At 31.6% G+C, this 15,715-nt stretch carries 17 protein-coding genes; 7 read left to right on the top strand and 10 right to left on the bottom strand.

Annotated features, from left to right (window positions below; all coding sequences use genetic code 11):
- The first annotated feature begins 270 nt into the window (after positions 1–270).
- Positions 271–432, top strand: coding sequence for a hypothetical protein (locus tag ACJAX4_RS14785; RefSeq protein WP_435790226.1), 162 nt, complete (start codon positions 271–273; stop codon positions 430–432).
- A 191-nt stretch (positions 433–623) separates the two neighbouring features.
- Here ACJAX4_RS14785 and ACJAX4_RS14790 read toward each other — a convergent pair whose 3' ends face one another.
- From ACJAX4_RS14790 to ACJAX4_RS14800, 3 genes are read right to left on the bottom strand one after another with little or no spacing between them, the layout of a single operon-like run.
- Complete coding sequence (locus ACJAX4_RS14790) at positions 624–1,037, bottom strand: hypothetical protein (protein ID WP_435790227.1); 414 nt, start codon at positions 1,035–1,037, stop codon at positions 624–626.
- Positions 1,038–1,067: 30 nt separating this feature from the next.
- On the bottom strand, positions 1,068–1,673 hold the full coding sequence (locus ACJAX4_RS14795; protein WP_435790228.1) for an alpha/beta fold hydrolase: 606 nt from the start codon (positions 1,671–1,673) through the stop codon (positions 1,068–1,070).
- 2 nt (positions 1,674–1,675) lie between these two features.
- Entirely contained in the window at positions 1,676–2,275 is a 600-nt protein-coding gene (locus tag ACJAX4_RS14800; protein WP_435790229.1) for a TetR/AcrR family transcriptional regulator, read from the bottom strand.
- Between the two features lie 377 nt (positions 2,276–2,652).
- Between ACJAX4_RS14800 and ACJAX4_RS14805 the strand changes: the two genes are divergently transcribed.
- Genes ACJAX4_RS14805 through ACJAX4_RS14815 form a run of 3 tightly spaced genes read left to right on the top strand, consistent with a single transcriptional unit; the run spans position 2,653 to position 3,684 of the window.
- Positions 2,653–2,979, top strand: a complete 327-nt coding sequence (locus ACJAX4_RS14805; RefSeq protein ID WP_435790230.1) for a PadR family transcriptional regulator — start codon at positions 2,653–2,655, stop codon at positions 2,977–2,979.
- On the top strand, positions 2,980–3,324 hold the full coding sequence (locus ACJAX4_RS14810) for a DUF1048 domain-containing protein (protein WP_435790242.1): 345 nt from the start codon (positions 2,980–2,982) through the stop codon (positions 3,322–3,324).
- 9 nt (positions 3,325–3,333) lie between these two features.
- Positions 3,334–3,684, top strand: a complete 351-nt coding sequence (locus ACJAX4_RS14815) for a DUF1048 domain-containing protein (RefSeq protein ID WP_435790231.1) — start codon at positions 3,334–3,336, stop codon at positions 3,682–3,684.
- A gap of 193 nt (positions 3,685–3,877) precedes the next feature.
- On the opposite strand, the gene ACJAX4_RS14820 is transcribed toward ACJAX4_RS14815, so the two are convergent.
- Entirely contained in the window at positions 3,878–4,855 is a 978-nt protein-coding gene (locus ACJAX4_RS14820) for a Gfo/Idh/MocA family oxidoreductase (protein WP_435790232.1), read from the bottom strand.
- Positions 4,856–5,782: 927 nt separating this feature from the next.
- Between ACJAX4_RS14820 and ACJAX4_RS14825 the strand changes: the two genes are divergently transcribed.
- Both ACJAX4_RS14825 and ACJAX4_RS14830 read left to right on the top strand, forming a co-directional pair.
- Entirely contained in the window at positions 5,783–6,670 is an 888-nt protein-coding gene (locus ACJAX4_RS14825; protein WP_435790233.1) for an aldo/keto reductase, read from the top strand.
- A 365-nt stretch (positions 6,671–7,035) separates the two neighbouring features.
- Entirely contained in the window at positions 7,036–7,701 is a 666-nt protein-coding gene (locus ACJAX4_RS14830; RefSeq protein ID WP_435790234.1) for a type 1 glutamine amidotransferase domain-containing protein, read from the top strand.
- A 70-nt stretch (positions 7,702–7,771) separates the two neighbouring features.
- On the opposite strand, the gene ACJAX4_RS14835 is transcribed toward ACJAX4_RS14830, so the two are convergent.
- The 6 genes from ACJAX4_RS14835 to ACJAX4_RS14860 all read right to left on the bottom strand — a co-directional run bounded on the left by ACJAX4_RS14835 (position 7,772) and on the right by ACJAX4_RS14860 (position 14,357).
- Positions 7,772–8,374, bottom strand: a complete 603-nt coding sequence (locus ACJAX4_RS14835) for an AAA family ATPase (RefSeq protein WP_435790235.1) — start codon at positions 8,372–8,374, stop codon at positions 7,772–7,774.
- A 68-nt stretch (positions 8,375–8,442) separates the two neighbouring features.
- Positions 8,443–9,117: an amino acid ABC transporter ATP-binding protein gene (locus ACJAX4_RS14840; protein WP_435790236.1), complete on the bottom strand. Its 675-nt coding sequence runs from the start codon at positions 9,115–9,117 to the stop codon at positions 8,443–8,445.
- Positions 9,117–9,761 (bottom strand): amino acid ABC transporter permease, encoded by a 645-nt coding sequence (locus ACJAX4_RS14845; RefSeq protein WP_435790237.1) that lies wholly within the window; start codon positions 9,759–9,761, stop codon positions 9,117–9,119. Before ACJAX4_RS14845 ends, ACJAX4_RS14840 begins: the two co-directional genes overlap by 1 nt.
- Positions 9,762–9,904: 143 nt before the next feature.
- A complete protein-coding gene (locus tag ACJAX4_RS14850; protein WP_435790238.1) occupies positions 9,905–10,783 on the bottom strand; it encodes a transporter substrate-binding domain-containing protein in 879 nt (292 codons plus the stop codon).
- Between the two features lie 1,115 nt (positions 10,784–11,898).
- Positions 11,899–13,353, bottom strand: coding sequence for a zinc ribbon domain-containing protein (locus tag ACJAX4_RS14855; RefSeq protein ID WP_435790239.1), 1,455 nt, complete (start codon positions 13,351–13,353; stop codon positions 11,899–11,901).
- Positions 13,354–13,394: 41 nt separating this feature from the next.
- On the bottom strand, positions 13,395–14,357 hold the full coding sequence (locus tag ACJAX4_RS14860; RefSeq protein WP_435790240.1) for a hypothetical protein: 963 nt from the start codon (positions 14,355–14,357) through the stop codon (positions 13,395–13,397).
- Positions 14,358–14,634: 277 nt separating this feature from the next.
- On the opposite strand from ACJAX4_RS14860, the gene ACJAX4_RS14865 reads away from it, so the two are divergent.
- The coding region (locus ACJAX4_RS14865; protein ID WP_435790241.1) for an NAD(P)/FAD-dependent oxidoreductase at positions 14,635–15,715 on the top strand (1,081 nt) is incomplete at its 3' end.

Consider the following 15,715-nt stretch of genomic DNA (forward strand, 5'->3'; position numbering starts at 1 on the left):
TGCCTAGGACTTCCTCCAGCTCACACCTCACGGTGGATACCTTGTCTTCAGCTAGTGGTTGGTAACTACAGACCCCCACAATGGACTTTCACCACCTAGTTAATTGCCATGCCTGGCACACTAAAAAAGAACCTCAACATAAAACCTGTTGAAGTTCTCTTCTGGAATATAATATTAATATTATATCTATTTTTTTAACATTAGTAGTGAACAATACTCTACTTTCAATACTTCATCGTAGATTTATTTTGCGGTGGTGGCGGAGCGGGATTGGACTCAGTTTTAGCATTTGACTGGTTAGTAGAAAATGGATTTCGTGTTATATCAATTAATAGACCAGGCTACTATGGACTAAACATAAAAAATGTAAAATCAATTGAATTACATGCAGAATTAGTGGGTTCTTCTCATCTCCAATATCTAGATACTTAACTTTTCCATATTTCGTTCTATAAAATTATAACTTTCTATCTTCTCTTTACATTTTTTTATAAACTTCTTGTAGTCATAAATTAAAAAACCAATAATCATTACAAGTAATATACCTATATAGATAACATGCCTACTTTCCTCTTAACTATTCTTCGTATAATTATCCACAGCGTTACAACTCACAATCCACCTTAAGCACTCTGAATTTCGATATTCTTAATAAGTTCAAAGATTAATGAAGACTCTGGTATTTGGTACTTTTCTTGTGCATATGTTAAATGGCCAAATCCTTCATCATCACTCTTAAATACCACTTCTCTTCCGCAATTTTCTTCAAATGCTTCTTTTAATAAATGCGAATGTTCAACAGGGCACTCATTATCATCTTTTGCATGCCAAATTACTATATTTTCATTGTTAATTGAGAACAAATCAAAACCAAATTCAAATGCCACATCCTGAGTCGATTCATAACTTGCACCTATACTCCCTCTAACGACACTACGTTGCATCGCATCTATAAATCTATTTGAAACAGAACTACTCAGATCAATTCTTTTTCCAATTTTTCTAATTGCAGCTTTCCCAGTTTGTTTTAAGAACACAACTAAACTTAAATGAATTATAGAAAAGAATTATGCACCATATATTTTCTCAAGGGTTTTTGTATAGGGTACATACCCATCTCCAATTACACTTTTTATTTTTTTGTCTTTCAACTGGTTTTTAGGAATAAATGGCGCATACAACCCTAAACCGATGCATCTGTTCCCAAAATATTTGGCAGCTGCCATAGCATGTATTGTGCCTTGAGAATGCCCTGTTATCATAAACTCCTTGACATCTTCCGCTTCAAGCACTGTTCTTAAATCATCATTAGCCCAATTATATACAACTCTTCCTGGCTGTATGTCTGAATATCCACATCCTGGCATACTAATCAAAATCCCTTTTACATTTAACCCTTCACATACAGATGAATAAAATTCACATTCATATTTTGCTTCTAATCCTGAACCATGCATGTTAATAACAACATAGTCGTAATCTGTTAATTTTCCATATGTAAAATACTCGATAATTCTACCATCTGAGTTTCTAGCGTATTTCCCACCTTTTTTTACAAGATCAGCCTCCACAAAAGGATATTGCCCCTCATTTTTTAAAAACAAACCATAACTAATCAACAACACATAACCAATCAATAAACATAATACAATTATTACAATAACATTTCCCATAATCATTCATCTTTCATTTGAAAACCATTTAATATTGCAAGCGTTTTATTCTGTATTTCCTTTAGTAGAGCTGTTTTTGATACTGATTCAGTGTACAAATATAATAAACATTCAGAAATAATATTGTTATATATAATTTCACTTGCAAGCCTTGCATTATCATATCCATGTAGATTAAGTACCGATTCTATCTTATCTATATAACTTCTATCTAAATTGACTAGATCGCTAAAGGATATTTCTTTACGTTTTCTCAGTTTTAAGGAGACAAATATTATTTCTGCAAGCACTTCTTTTTCTAATGATAGTGATTTCATTACATCATCTTCTAGCATTTTTATTAATTGTTCATTTATACAACCTTTTTTTTCAAGAGTTAAATCCGTAGTTTTAATATCGCTAGAATTACTAATTATTGTAGCCAAATAGATTTCCTCTTTACTCTCAAAGTAATTAAATATGGTTCCATTTGCAATTCCCACAGCCTTAGCAATTGTATTAATCGATGTTTTATCATACCCATATTCTACAAAGTTTCGCTTTGATACCTCAATTATTTTATTCCTTATTCTTTCCTTTTCTTCTTTTCCAATTCTTGCCATAGTGCCTCCTAGAGATACAAACCAACATAATATGAACTCATTCATATTGTATTCCTTTCAAAACTATATGTCAATCTGCTATTTACATTCAATTCTTCCCTCCAAAACCACCTGTAATAAAAGACTTTTTTTCAATGAAAACTTATCAAAAATTAACTTTTATAGTGTACCATATATGGGTGCAAAAACGATTCGTGTATCGTTGCCGTACCCCCTTCTCACGTCTCCGTTATTTTCAAATCCATAACTTTCATGATTTTAGTAGTTTTAATTTAACCTTCATATTAATATTGACTTACTACTACTACGTGATACTATATAGAAGTAGTAAGTTATACTAAATACCGGTAATACTACATAGTGAAGAGGTGAATCATTTGGAAAATATCACGGAAATGTTAAAAGGTGTACTGGAAGGCTCTGTTCTTGAAATCATCAGTCATGAGGAAACATATGGCTACGAGATTACTAGGCGGCTGAATGCGCTCGGATTTTCAGATGTCGTAGACGGAACGGTCTATACAATCTTGGTGCGACTGGAGAAAAATAAATTAGTTGAAATTACAAAAAAGCCATCAGATATGGGACCGCCGCGAAAGTTTTTCAAGCTCAATAACGCGGGGCGTGAGGAGCTGAGAAGGTTCTGGGAAAAATGGGAATTCGTATCATCAAAAATCAACCAGTTAAAGGAGAAGAAAAAATGAATTTTCGGAAAAAAAATCACTGGAAGCGACATTACCAAAGAATTGAAAACTTTTGAATCTAGGGCTAAAAAACTATCGCCTAATTATCAAGCATCATGGGAAAAAATTAAAGCTAATCTTTGGCTGCACGCAGATTTCACCGGTCGCAACCTCATGCCAATTCTTGACGGTGTGCTTGGCCTGCTCGAAGAAACGGATGCGGACGGCCAGAGTGTACAAGAGGTTTTGGGTGACGATATCAAAGGCTTCTGTTCAGCGCTGGTGGTTGAAGATGGGGCAAAGTCTTTTCGCGACAAGTGGCGCAAGCAACTGAGCAATAATATTGCTAAAAAATTAGGTGAATAGGAGGATAAAATGAGAATACAAGATATCATCGAAGGCAAAAAAGAATGGCGTACGCACGTGGCGCGTGTCAAATCGCTCCCGAAATATTATCAGATTGTTTATAAAGAGATTCAAAAATATCTTTATAAGGTCGGCCCTGCCCAGCTAACAGACGGGATAGGTTTACTCTCAGGGATTATCGATTTTTTTGAAGAGGGCGCGGCCTTTGGGAAAGGCGTGCTCGAAGTAACGGGCAGTGACGTAGCGGCTTTCTGCGACGATCTAATCAAAGATTCAAAAACTTACGCTGACATCTATAATGAATCTGTTGACCAAGAAATTAACAAGGCCATGAAAAAGGTTACGAATAAAACTAAGTAAAAGGTTCATAATAGTATTTTGTGATTGTATTTGATTTTCAAAGCAATCACATGTTTCAAATTCAAGCCTTTTTCTATAACACATACATAAGTATTCCCACAGTAGTAATAACTGAGGCAATCTAATTATTGACCCCCAATAATTAGATTGCCTCAAACTTCCAGACGATTTACCCCACCTTTTACCGAATCTATTAATTTTTATTAACAATCTTATTTAGTGAGTCTTCAATAACTCTTGCATTATTATATGAATCTTCCAAAGTAAGAAGAGGGTTCTCACCTAAAGTAATACATCTTCCGAATTGCTCTACCTCAAGCATGTAGTTATCTGGACAATCAATATTTATCTCTTCAATTCCAATTTCTCTTTTTAAAATTATTTTAGTAGTACCCTTACTATTGAACTTTACAGGAACTTCTATAACTCCTGATTCTCCAACTATGGTATATCCGCATCGATCCATACTATTAAGAGAGCAATATGAAACAGCTTTCAAACCATCTTTAAACTCCATCATTATACAGCTAGACTCATCTACAGATGATTTTTCTCCCATCTCTCCAGTTGCAAATATGGATATTGGTTCAGAACCGGCTATATGTCTAATGATATTGAAGTTATAGCTTCCAACATCATAGGTAGCTCCACCTCCAAGGGTTTTATTCATACGTACATTGCTCATATCAGTCAAAACATAACTAAAATTAGCTTCGATAAATTTAAGCTTACCAATCATGCCTTCTTCCACAAGACTTTTAACTTTAAGTGTTAGAGGACTGTGTCTGTAAGCAAATGCCTCCATAAGGAGCACGCCATTTTTTTCGCAAACCTCTCGCATAACCTCTACTTCTTTAGATGTAATGCCTAGAGGCTTTTCACAAAGAATATGTTTTTTCTTTTCAGCGGCTTTTATAACCCACTCACAATGTAGTGAATTGGGAAGTGGTATATAGACTGCATTAATATCTGGGTCATCAAGTAGATCGTTATAACTCTGATATGATTTAACCGGTTTATGTTTTTGACTGTAGTCCTCAAGTTTTTCTTTATTCCTGCTGGAAATAGCATAGAGTTTTGCGTTACTTGCAGCTTTTATTCCAGGAATGACCGCACTATCTGCAATTCCTGCGCACCCGATTACACCCCAGTTTACAATTTTATTTTCCATTATATTAACCCCTTTCATTACCATTTTATTTAAACATCCATAAACTATATTTCTACATTAATTTCCAATTTCCTCTATATAGCGTAACATTTTTGTAAATAAGTACTACTTCATTATTAAAGTCAAATAAAGTCCACCTCATAAATTCTTAATTCCTTTGTATATTATGATTAAGAAATAAAATCATAAAAATCTTATTATTGGGAGGATGATAATCAATTGGAGAATACTGAAACTTACTACGCTTTTGAAATTTTCACTTATATGAATAGTTAATATCTCTTATTTGTCGCTTTATTTCATCTTTATCTTTAAAAATTTTAATTTTTTACATTTATTTCGCCTGCTTTAAATGTTATTATACTCATAATCTAAATAAAAGGGAATTCACTAAATGAATTCCCTTCTAATATATCTATATATTTAATTTTAAAATAACTAGAGTATAGTAATTCATTTTAATTTAAGTAATTTTCCTTTGTCTTATCACATATCTTAAAGACCTCTTATTTATAAAATTCTACTACCCTCTAAAAACTCTGAAGATTTAATTTGATACATTGGACTATCCCCTTTCTATTAGCGATTCTTTTAATTTATCTAATGAAAGTTAATATCTATGTGGAATTTCTTCCACCTCTTTTACCAATTTAATTCTGTTTCTTTGTTTATGAACTAATAATAACACAGAAATTAATATTTGTAAACATTTATTTTTAATTAATAATAAATGTCCGTTGATGGACTCGATTAGTCTTTTCCATTAGAAACTTTTCTCTAAGACTAGGTTTGTATAAATATACATCCCCACATGTTTGACGCCTTCATTTTCAATGCTTTAATATTGTAAAGGTATGTAATCATTTAAAAAAATTCACAGGTAATTATTACAGATTTATACTAAAAAAATTAATGGGGTGTTAAATTATGATTAAAAGAAAATTTGGTAATACAGGCTTTGAAATTACACCAGTGGTATATGGCGGTATAGTTTCTATGGAAGATGGTCAAAGTGCTTCTGACAAATATGTATCATGGGCAATTGACCGTGGCATCAATTATTTTGATGTTGCCCCATCATATGGAGATGCACAAGAGAAACTCGGAAATTCCCTTGTTCCATATCGTAAGAATATACATCTTGCTTGCAAGACCGGTTGCAGAATGAGAGTAGATGCCCAAAAGGAGTTTGAAGAGTCCTTTCGATTGCTTCGCACTGACTATTTTGATATTTATCAAATGCACGCGCTTACTCGTGAAGAAGAAGTGGATCAGGCATTCGGTGCTGGAGGCGTTATGGAGATGATGGTAAAAGCAAAGGAACAGGGACTGGTGCGCAAATTGGGAATTACATGTCATAGCCAGGCAGTTGCTTTGAAAGCGATGTCACTTTATGACTTTGATTCTGTACTGTTTCCACTGAATTGGCATATGAATATTGGACATGATATGGGAACGCAATTATGCAAAACAGCAAAAGAAAAAGGCATGGGAATTCTTGGCATGAAAGAAATGATAGAACGTCGTTGGCTGAACCCAGATGAGAGGAAACGTTCACAATTTCCGAAGTCTTGGTGCAAACCAATAGATGTAGAAAACAAGGAACTCCGACTTGCTGCTATGAAGTATACGCTTTCTCTCGGAGCTGATACATTGGTTCCACCAGGAGATTTTGTGAATTTCTCATTTGTTGTTGAAAATATTGAAAAATGTTTAGAACAGCCATTAACTGAGGCTGATGTAATACTTTTAAAGCAATCTTATGAAAAAGTGAAGGACTATCCTTTCTTTTCCACACATTGGATAGGGCTATAATTTGTGTTTTATAATTTTTTATTTGCTAATAAATTTTTAAATATAACTAAATAATAATAACTAAATAATAATTATTATTATTTAGTTGAATTTTATAACAACAAAGAATATAATATATTTAATAACATATATTAAGAAGAGTATTAGAATAGAAAAAAATAGTAAATTTAAATTTAAGGATAACTTTAATTGCCTTATTATTAGGTGTATATGATATTGGTCTTTTAATATCAATATTTGTTTTAAAGGCTTCAATGAATTTGTTTCCTATTAATATGATTCTACAATATTTAAAGATATGAAAATAGTTATCAAAACGATTTACAATCAAAGTATAAAATAATGTATTAAAAAGGAGAAAGAATATGAATAAAAAAATATTATTAATTTCTACAAGTGAAAGCAATATGAATGGACATCCAACTGGATTATGGTTAGAGGAACTTGCAGAACCATACAATATATTTAAAGAAGCTGGATTAGAAGTAGACATCGCTTCAATTTTAGGCGGAAAAGTAATATTGGATAAAAATTCTATTCCAAATGGAATTCCTAAAGAACATGAAGCGGCTTACAAATTACTAGAGAATACACAGTCTTTAGAAACTACCATGAAAAACTCTTATGATGCTGTATTATTTGCAGGTGGCCACGGTCCTTTAATTGATTTCGTAAATAATAAGAATATAGAAAATTTAATTTTAAATTCCTATAACAATGGAAATATTGTAGCTGGTGTATGTCATGGCGTTGCAGCTTTTGCTAACATTAAAAATAAAGATGGAAAATACTTTGTAGATGGTAAAAGTTTAACTGCCTTTACTGATACTGAAGAGGTGCTTGCTGGTTTATCAGAAAAAGTTCCTTTCGCATTAGAGAGTAGACTAAGGCAGCAAGGAGCAATTATTAATAAGGCTGCTGATTTTACAGAGAAAGTTGTTGTAGACAAAAATTTTGTAACCGGTCAAAATCCTCAATCAAGCCATAAAATAGCTAATATAATTCTAGAAAAATTAATTAATAAAAACTAAAAAATATAGACACTTTATTATTTGGTTATAAATAATAAAGTGTCTATATTCTTTGTTATACTTTAGGTTATTAAGATGTTTCAAATCGTTTTTTTATCATATCAGCCAGAACCTGCGCCGTTCCGTGAACACCAAGCAAACTACTGTCAATCATTATATGTCTGTGCTTAATGGATTCATTAGAATATCCAGCATAACATCTATAATAACTATCTCTTGCTTTGTCAACTTTTGCAATCATACGTTCTGCTTCCAGGGGCTTCATATTCATTGTGTCCACACAGTTTTTATAACGTGCCTTACTCGGAGCATATATGAATATATTTAAGCATTCTTTATAATCTTTAAGAATGAAATCCGAACATCTGCCAACAATAATGCATGATTTTTTTTCAGCCAAATCTAGTATTATCCTCCTCTGGACATCAAATAACTTATGTTGCTTAGCTGTTGAAATATTTCCTAAAGGAGACATCACATTGGAAAAACTTGATTTAATACTTGATTCTTCGATCATGCTGATAGTTGATATAGGCATATTCAACTTCTTTGAGGCAGCCTCAACGATATACTTGTCATGATACTCTATTCCAAGTATTCCAGATAGTTCCTTTGCAATTACTCTACCTAGACTTCCAAATTGTAGATTAATTGTTACACAATATCTTTTCATTAATTATCATCTCCAATTATTCTTGAAAGGAAACTTTTCGTACGTTCATTTTTAGGATTTGTGAACATTTATGCCGGAACGTCTTCTTCAACAATGTATCCATCATCCATAAAGATAACTCTATCTGCAACTTCTTTTGCGAATTCCATTTCATGAGTTACCACTATCATAGTCATACCATCATTGGCCAGGGTCTTCATAACTTCAAGAACCTCTCCAACAAGCTCCGGATCCAATGCAGATGTAGGCTCATCAAAAAGTAAAACCTTGGGCTCCATTGCAAGCGCTCTAGCTATTGCAACACGCTGTTGCTGACCACCAGACAGTGTAGAAGGCATTGAATCTGCTTTTTCTGCTAGCCCAACCTTTTCAAGTAATTCAAGTGCTTTTTTTTCAGCTTTAACTTTTGAATGTCTCTTGGTTAAAACTGGTGCAAGCATAACATTTTTCAGAACATTTTTCATAGGGAACAAGTTAAAGTTTTGAAAGGTCATACCAACTTCTTCACGATATTTTCTCAGATCATGGCCATTATTACCAATATTTTTATCCTTGTAGTATATATTTCCACCAGACTGTAACTCCAACTGGTTAATACACCGAAGCAAAGTGCTTTTACCTGAACCCGAAGGACCGATAATACAAATAACTTCCCCTTCTTCAACTTCTAGGTTAATATCTTTAAGAACTTCTAAATCACCAAAGTTTTTAGATAATTTATTTATTTTTAGTAAATTATTCATTATTTAATCCTCCTTTCAACTTCTTTTTGGATGATAATAAGAACTGAGATTATCATCATATAGAAGATAGCACCCGCAGTATAAGCCTGTATAGTGTTAAAACTTAATGCTGCATAATTTTGGATTTGTTTTGTTATTTCATTTACAACAATTATTGAAAGTATTGCCGTGTCCTTAACAGAAATAATAAACTGATTGAACAAAGCTGGTATCATTGAGCGAAAAGCAGGAGGAACAATTATATGCATTAGAGTCTGATACGGTGTGAGACCTAGTGACAATCCTGCTTCTTCCTGACCAGGATCAATCCCTTCTAGAGCACCACGTACTATTTCAGCAATAAATGCTCCTGAATTCAAAAATATAACTATAATTCCTGAAGTATTACTACTCAAATCTATACCTGTAATTTCCGGTATAACAAAGTATATATATAAAGCTTGTACAAGTAGCGGTGTAGAACGAATAATCCATATATATATATTAGCAATAACCTTTGCAAATTTATTTTTACACTGAAGTGCGTAGCCAGAAACACATCCTAATACAAATCCAATCACAATACCGAATACTGAAATCATCAGCGTTACTTTAAATCCCCTAAGAAGCATGGGGAATAATACAGTTAGAAAACTTAAATCCATAATATACTCCTTTCTTAATTAATAAATTTATCCTGATACTTTTTAAAACAAAGGCTTCTTCAATAATTCATGATTTGCAATGTACCTTAAGCATTTACATGAATTTCTTGAAAAAGCCTTTTTTCTAAATTTTTATATATTGATTAATTACACCATTTTTCATTTAATTTATCAATTGTTCCATTATCTTTCATTTGTTTTACTGCTGCGTTCATAATGCTTACTAATTCAGGGTTTTTTTCACTTGCATCCTTTGAAATTGCAATCGCATAAGGTGCCTGGTCTTCAGCAAATGGCTTTCCAACCAATTCAAGGTTTGTATCTTCTTTATGTGCAATATAGTAGGCAGTACCAGGTGCATCATAAACCATTGCATCTACCTTACCTTGTTCAAGTGATTGAAGTACTGTTGTAATAGAATCATGTACTTCAAAACTGTCAGTAGGAATCTTAAGAGCATTTAGGTACAGATGACTAGCATCTCCCTTTTGTACTGCAATCTTATACTTACCATCCTTAATGCTGTCAATTCCTGTTATTCCCTTTGGACTAGCGTCTTTGTTAATAACTACTGTTAGGCCTGCATTATAATAAGTATCTGTAAAATTCATTGCTTGCTTTCTTTCATCTGTTGCACAAAGCGCTGCCATAACAATGTCAAGTTTGCCTGAAGCAATGGATGTGGTAAGTGGACTATAGTCCATTGCTTGTGCCTTACCATCTTGAATTTTAAATCCTAAAACATTCTGCAATTCATGAAGAAAATCCATGTCAAAACCTATCAAGGTTTTTCCATCAGTATCAAAATAAGAAAATGGAGCATATGTACCGGAAGTTCCTACTTTATATGTATAATCACTCAATGCACCATCAAGTGGTTCAGTATAAGTTGTAGATGTCTGGTTCTTATTTGAATCCTTTGAATCCTTAGAATTATTGGTACTACTGCATCCGATTAGGGATGCAGTGAAAATTGAAACTACCAACGTTGCAATTAATTTTTTCGTTAATATTTTTTTCATTGTGATTCCCCCTTAAATTTTTCGATCTTTAGTTAATATTTTCTAATGATAACATCTACTTAAAAGATTGTCAATTTTGCTTTTTTGCATGTTCATAAATAATTTAAGTCATTTCATGCGATACAAATTTTTATTTACAGTTAAAATATGGACTAAAATGCGGACTAAAATTAGTGATTTAAATCTAATAATAACTTTTTTCGTCTTATGGAAAGTAACTTTATAAATGCTAATAGTAAAACAAATTGTATTTACAGTTTGTTCATGTTTCCCAGGAGATTTTATGAGCGAAATTAATTTGCTATATATTGTAGGAACTATAAATACTATTGAATCAGAAGATTTGCTTAAGAGAGGAATTCAAGACTCCAACTGGATATAGAATCACTCCAACTCCAAGGCATTAACCTAACAAAACCAATTAATTTTAAAATAATTATTTGATTTTCCTAAATTTTAAAAACAAGAGTTAAATACCCCTTATATGTAAACAAATTACACTCTTTATTTTTTCATATTAATTTAAGTAATATGCGATTTTATTATGTGTTATTTTTATATAAATTTAAGTAGAATGAGGTCCAATAATGAATAAGAAACTGAGAATAATCACAAGAAATCCGCAAAAACTATTTGATTAAGAAACAATTCAAAGAATGGCTTTAAGTCACCAATTCGTTGAGCTCAAGAGTACGCTTAATGATGAAATAATAGTATAAAATCTTTTATTAAGGATTTTTAATTTAATAATAAGATTAGGTTTAAAATGCAAACGAAAAGACAGAAAAAAACTAGCATTAATATTAGATGACATTGAAATAACAGAAGCTTAATTGTATGTTTGTTCACTGCACCTAAAATTCATAATATTTGTTAATTATTTTGAAAAAATTCTATTTTAACCCATATAACATTTTCTATTTATAAAATAATAATAGCCATCAACCTAAGGATTATATTTCAATCCTTAAGTTGATGGCTATGGGTTATTGGGCCAGGTCTTGTTACAAAAATTGGTAACGCAGTGGATAAGTTCTGTTTGTTAAGATTACCTCCACTTTATTTAAATTTATTCCTTTGACTAGAATCACCACCGCGGTGGTGAGTCTAAGGCTTTATTTTATGTTTGTGAATTGATAACTAGAAGTAGTATCATTATATAGAAATTTATATACATACTTAAAAGTTTTATTAGAATACGTTCCATCTTTAGCTACTATGGTATAAACTTCAGAAGTAGTTACACTTCCAGATTCATCATCATCACTAATGCTGTAATCCGTAATATTAGCAGAAATAATGCTTTCTTTTATTCCAGCGGTATATGTTTTTGGTATATAAGATTGTTGCTGTTTATATAGGATACTTCCAGAAGCTACGTAGGGGTCAATTAATGAAACATTATTAGTATTAACAGCCTCTGTAAAATAAGAAGTATAATAGTTTAAAAGATCTTTTAATTGACTTTTTACGTTATTTAGTGCATTCGTAGAGTTCTGAAAGCTTAAATAAAGGTCTGTATCACCAGGTAAAACTATATATTCCTCACTTTTAAGTGTTTTACCTGCATTTGCGTATGTAGCGTATATTTTTGTGGAACTATCTACAGGGCCAAAATCTGTAGCATCTTGAACCTTCATATTAATATTTTTTCCATTTATAAAAATATCAGCATCCATATAATCTGAAGAAATATTTAAATAATTCATATCATCAAATACAGTTAATTCTGCTATACCATTATTAGTAGATACAAGATCCACAGGAAAAGGCTTACTTAGGGTAACATATTTGCCTTTATAATTAGCTAAAATAGAATAAGTGCCAGCAATATACGGTCCAAATTGTTTGGTGGAATTGTCAGTATCGCTTTTACCTATTTGCGTATTGTTAATTGAAAAAGTAACATCTTTAACAGTGGTAGTTATATTAACAAAAGAGGGTTTAATACTTATTTTGTAGCGTGGAAACATAAAAAACATTTTCCCGTTATTAGCTAGAGTTATTGTATTGATTGGTTCTACACTATTGCTATTAGTAATCTTTAGATTACTAACATCATTTTTTAAATTTTCAATAACTTCATTAAAATATGAAGGATTACTTTTAAAATAAGCTAGTAACGGTGAAATACTTTCACTATCTACTTTCATTCTGGCATCAGTAGAATACATTATGCTTGCTAAATCAGAAACATTATTTGATGCAACATCATTTTCAAATTTTGTTACAAGCCTATTAGGATCAGATAATGAATTACCAACTTTAACAATACTAATTATTGCTATTATTAAAATTCCCAATATTGCCATAACGATTTTAGTTTTGTTTGATAATTTGGAATTAGTACGATTATTTTCCTCAGATGCAGTAGTAGCTAAATTGTCGTCGTAAGATGGTTCAATTTCGTAATTAGTGCCATTTGTGTCATGAATGGCGTCATTAATAGTTTCGTCAGTACTTTCATCCGCAAATTCCTTAGCAACTTCTTTTCTTGAATCATTACCACAGAAAGTGCAAAAAAGTTTTTCGTCTTTAATTTCTTTACCACAATTAGTACAAAATTTCAATTTAAGCCCCCGATCGTATATTATCAAATAAGTAGAGTTTTTTAATATGAATTTATTGCTATTTTAACTATATCTAATATATTAGAAGAGATAATGTTTCGTAATCCTATAAAAAATGCTAATAAAGCAAACAAAAATGAGATTGATACAATTAAAACACATATGTTTTCTTTTATTTGCAAACACTCTTTAATTATAATCGTTAAGGTAGTAATTGATATTAGTGCACCTAAAATAATAAAACCTATCCCTAAGGTTAATGAAAAATAAGAAAATATAATTGAAATGATTTTACAAGTTAAAATAGGTAAGGTAGAAACTAATACGGCTTTAAATACTGTGAATGGTGTACATTTTGCTTTTGCCAATATGCTTATACCAAAATATATGAAAATAAATAATACTAATATCCATATTAGGAATATAGCACAATTTTCAAAGAATATTTTAACATAAGGTATAGTAATAAAAGACTTTAATTGATATATACTTTGGTTTAAATATTCTAAGTCACCGGAAGTGAAATCAAAAGGTGAACTTTGCCCAAATAAACTACCTAGTGAAGATAAATTTTGGAGTAATTTTGAGGCGATACTTTGTAAACTATTAGTAATTTGATTGATTCTCCAAGCTCCAAGTATACCTTGTAGAAGTGTTAGAATAATAGTAATAATGATTACAGGATTTTTCTGAGTTTTGGTTACAAACTGCTTGCTCCCAGAAACTGGATTTAATGCCGAGGTTTTAAGAGTGTTAATTATTTCAGCAAAATTAATTTGATTTGTAAATGATTTAGCATTATCAAATGTTTGTTTAATCCTTTCTTTATTTAAATTTGAGTTTTGGTTTGGGTTTGAAGTTTGATTTACCTTTGTACCACAATCCGGACAAAATAAACCATTTTCTTGGATTTTACAACCACAGTTGCTACAAAATGTAATAATCCTCCTCCTATGTTGACTTAATAACTTACTTTTAGTGCTAATATTGATATTATTGCACATAATATATATTCGCTGTAAAACTCAATAGTCCTTTCTATTTGAGTTGTAATAGAAATAAATTTACAAAATCAAAAATAGGAGTATGAAATCGTTTAAATAAACACTTGCATTATTATTTTTATTATGCTAAGCTTTAACCAATTAATTAATTAATAAATAAATATATTAAAAATAAATAAACAAATAAAGGCAGAGAAAAAGAGAGCCTTGATGCATAGGTATTTTATACCTATTAGTCAAGGCTCTCTCTTTTTTTGTGCATTTAGGAGGTAAAATAATGTATGATGTTACAATTGTTGGCGCTGGTGTTATTGGCTGTTCGATAGCTCGAGAACTATCTAAATATAATTTAAGTACATGCGTAATTGAAAAATCTAGTGATGTAGCTTCTGGTACGACAAAAGCAAATAGTGCAATAGTCCATGCAGGGCACGATGCTAAGCCAGGTAGTATGAAAGGAAAATTAAACGTAACAGGAAATGCGATGTTTACGAAACTTGCAAAGGAATTAGATTTCCCATTTAAGAGGAATGGTTCTTTGGTTCTTTGTTTCGATAAGAAAAATTTGGGTGATCTTAATCAACTACTTGAGCAAGGTAAACTAAATGGTGTACCTGATTTAGTTATTCTTGATGGTGATAAGGTTAGAGAGATGGAAAGTAATATAACTGATAACTGCGTCGGTGCATTATATGCTCCAACCGGAGGAATAGTTTGTCCATACGAAATGACTATTGCTATGGCCGAAAACGCATTTAACAATGGAGTTGAATTCAAGTTTGAAACAGAGGTTAAAAATATAGAAAAGACTTCAAGTAGTTATCTTATAAAAACCAACAAAGCTGATATCGAAACAAAAATAATAATAAACGCAGCAGGTCTATATTCGGGTGAAATGAATAATATGGTTAGTAAGAACAAAATAAATATAACTCCAAGACGAGGAGAATATGTTTTATTTGATAAAACTGTCGGGGATTTAATAAAAAAGACTATTTTCCAGCTTCCAACAGAGCTTGGAAAAGGAGTTTTAGTAACCCCTACTGTTGATGGTAATCTTTTAATTGGACCAAATGCGGTGGACTTAGATGATAAAACTAACCTTAATACGACTCGCGAGGGCATTGATAATATCGTTTTAACAGCTCAATTGAGCATTCAATCGCCATTTCCTATGAATATGGTTATAACTTCTTTCTCAGGTAATAGATCAACAAGTGACACAGATGATTTTATAATTGAAGAATCCAAAGATGCTAAAAACTTTATTAATGTAGCAGGAATCGCATCTCCAGGTTTAAGCAGTGCTCCAAGCATTGCAACCATGGTGGTAGACATTATAACAGAAAAACTACTTC

It is taken from the genome of Clostridium sp. (genome assembly GCF_051278035.1).
GTDB lineage: Bacteria > Bacillota > Clostridia > Clostridiales > Clostridiaceae > Clostridium_AD.

Bases quoted from the DNA above. Each gene is read 5' to 3' on its own strand.
- ACJAX4_RS14820 (WP_435790232.1), bottom strand. From the start codon at position 4,855: ATGGAAAATAAAATTGTAAACTGGGGTGTAATCGGGTGCGCAGGAATT.
- ACJAX4_RS14845 (WP_435790237.1), bottom strand. From the start codon at position 9,761: ATGGATTTAAGTTTTCTAACTGTATTATTCCCCATGCTTCTTAGGGGA.
- ACJAX4_RS14825 (WP_435790233.1), top strand. From the start codon at position 5,783: ATGATTAAAAGAAAATTTGGTAATACAGGCTTTGAAATTACACCAGTG.
- ACJAX4_RS14830 (WP_435790234.1), top strand. From the start codon at position 7,036: ATGAATAAAAAAATATTATTAATTTCTACAAGTGAAAGCAATATGAAT.
- ACJAX4_RS14840 (WP_435790236.1), bottom strand. From the start codon at position 9,117: ATGAATAATTTACTAAAAATAAATAAATTATCTAAAAACTTTGGTGAT.
- ACJAX4_RS14795 (WP_435790228.1), bottom strand. From the start codon at position 1,673: ATGGGAAATGTTATTGTAATAATTGTATTATGTTTATTGATTGGTTAT.
- ACJAX4_RS14850 (WP_435790238.1), bottom strand. From the start codon at position 10,783: ATGAAAAAAATATTAACGAAAAAATTAATTGCAACGTTGGTAGTTTCA.
- ACJAX4_RS14835 (WP_435790235.1), bottom strand. From the start codon at position 8,374: ATGAAAAGATATTGTGTAACAATTAATCTACAATTTGGAAGTCTAGGT.
- ACJAX4_RS14860 (WP_435790240.1), bottom strand. From the start codon at position 14,357: ATGTGCAATAATATCAATATTAGCACTAAAAGTAAGTTATTAAGTCAA.
- ACJAX4_RS14800 (WP_435790229.1), bottom strand. From the start codon at position 2,275: ATGGCAAGAATTGGAAAAGAAGAAAAGGAAAGAATAAGGAATAAAATA.
- ACJAX4_RS14815 (WP_435790231.1), top strand. From the start codon at position 3,334: ATGAGAATACAAGATATCATCGAAGGCAAAAAAGAATGGCGTACGCAC.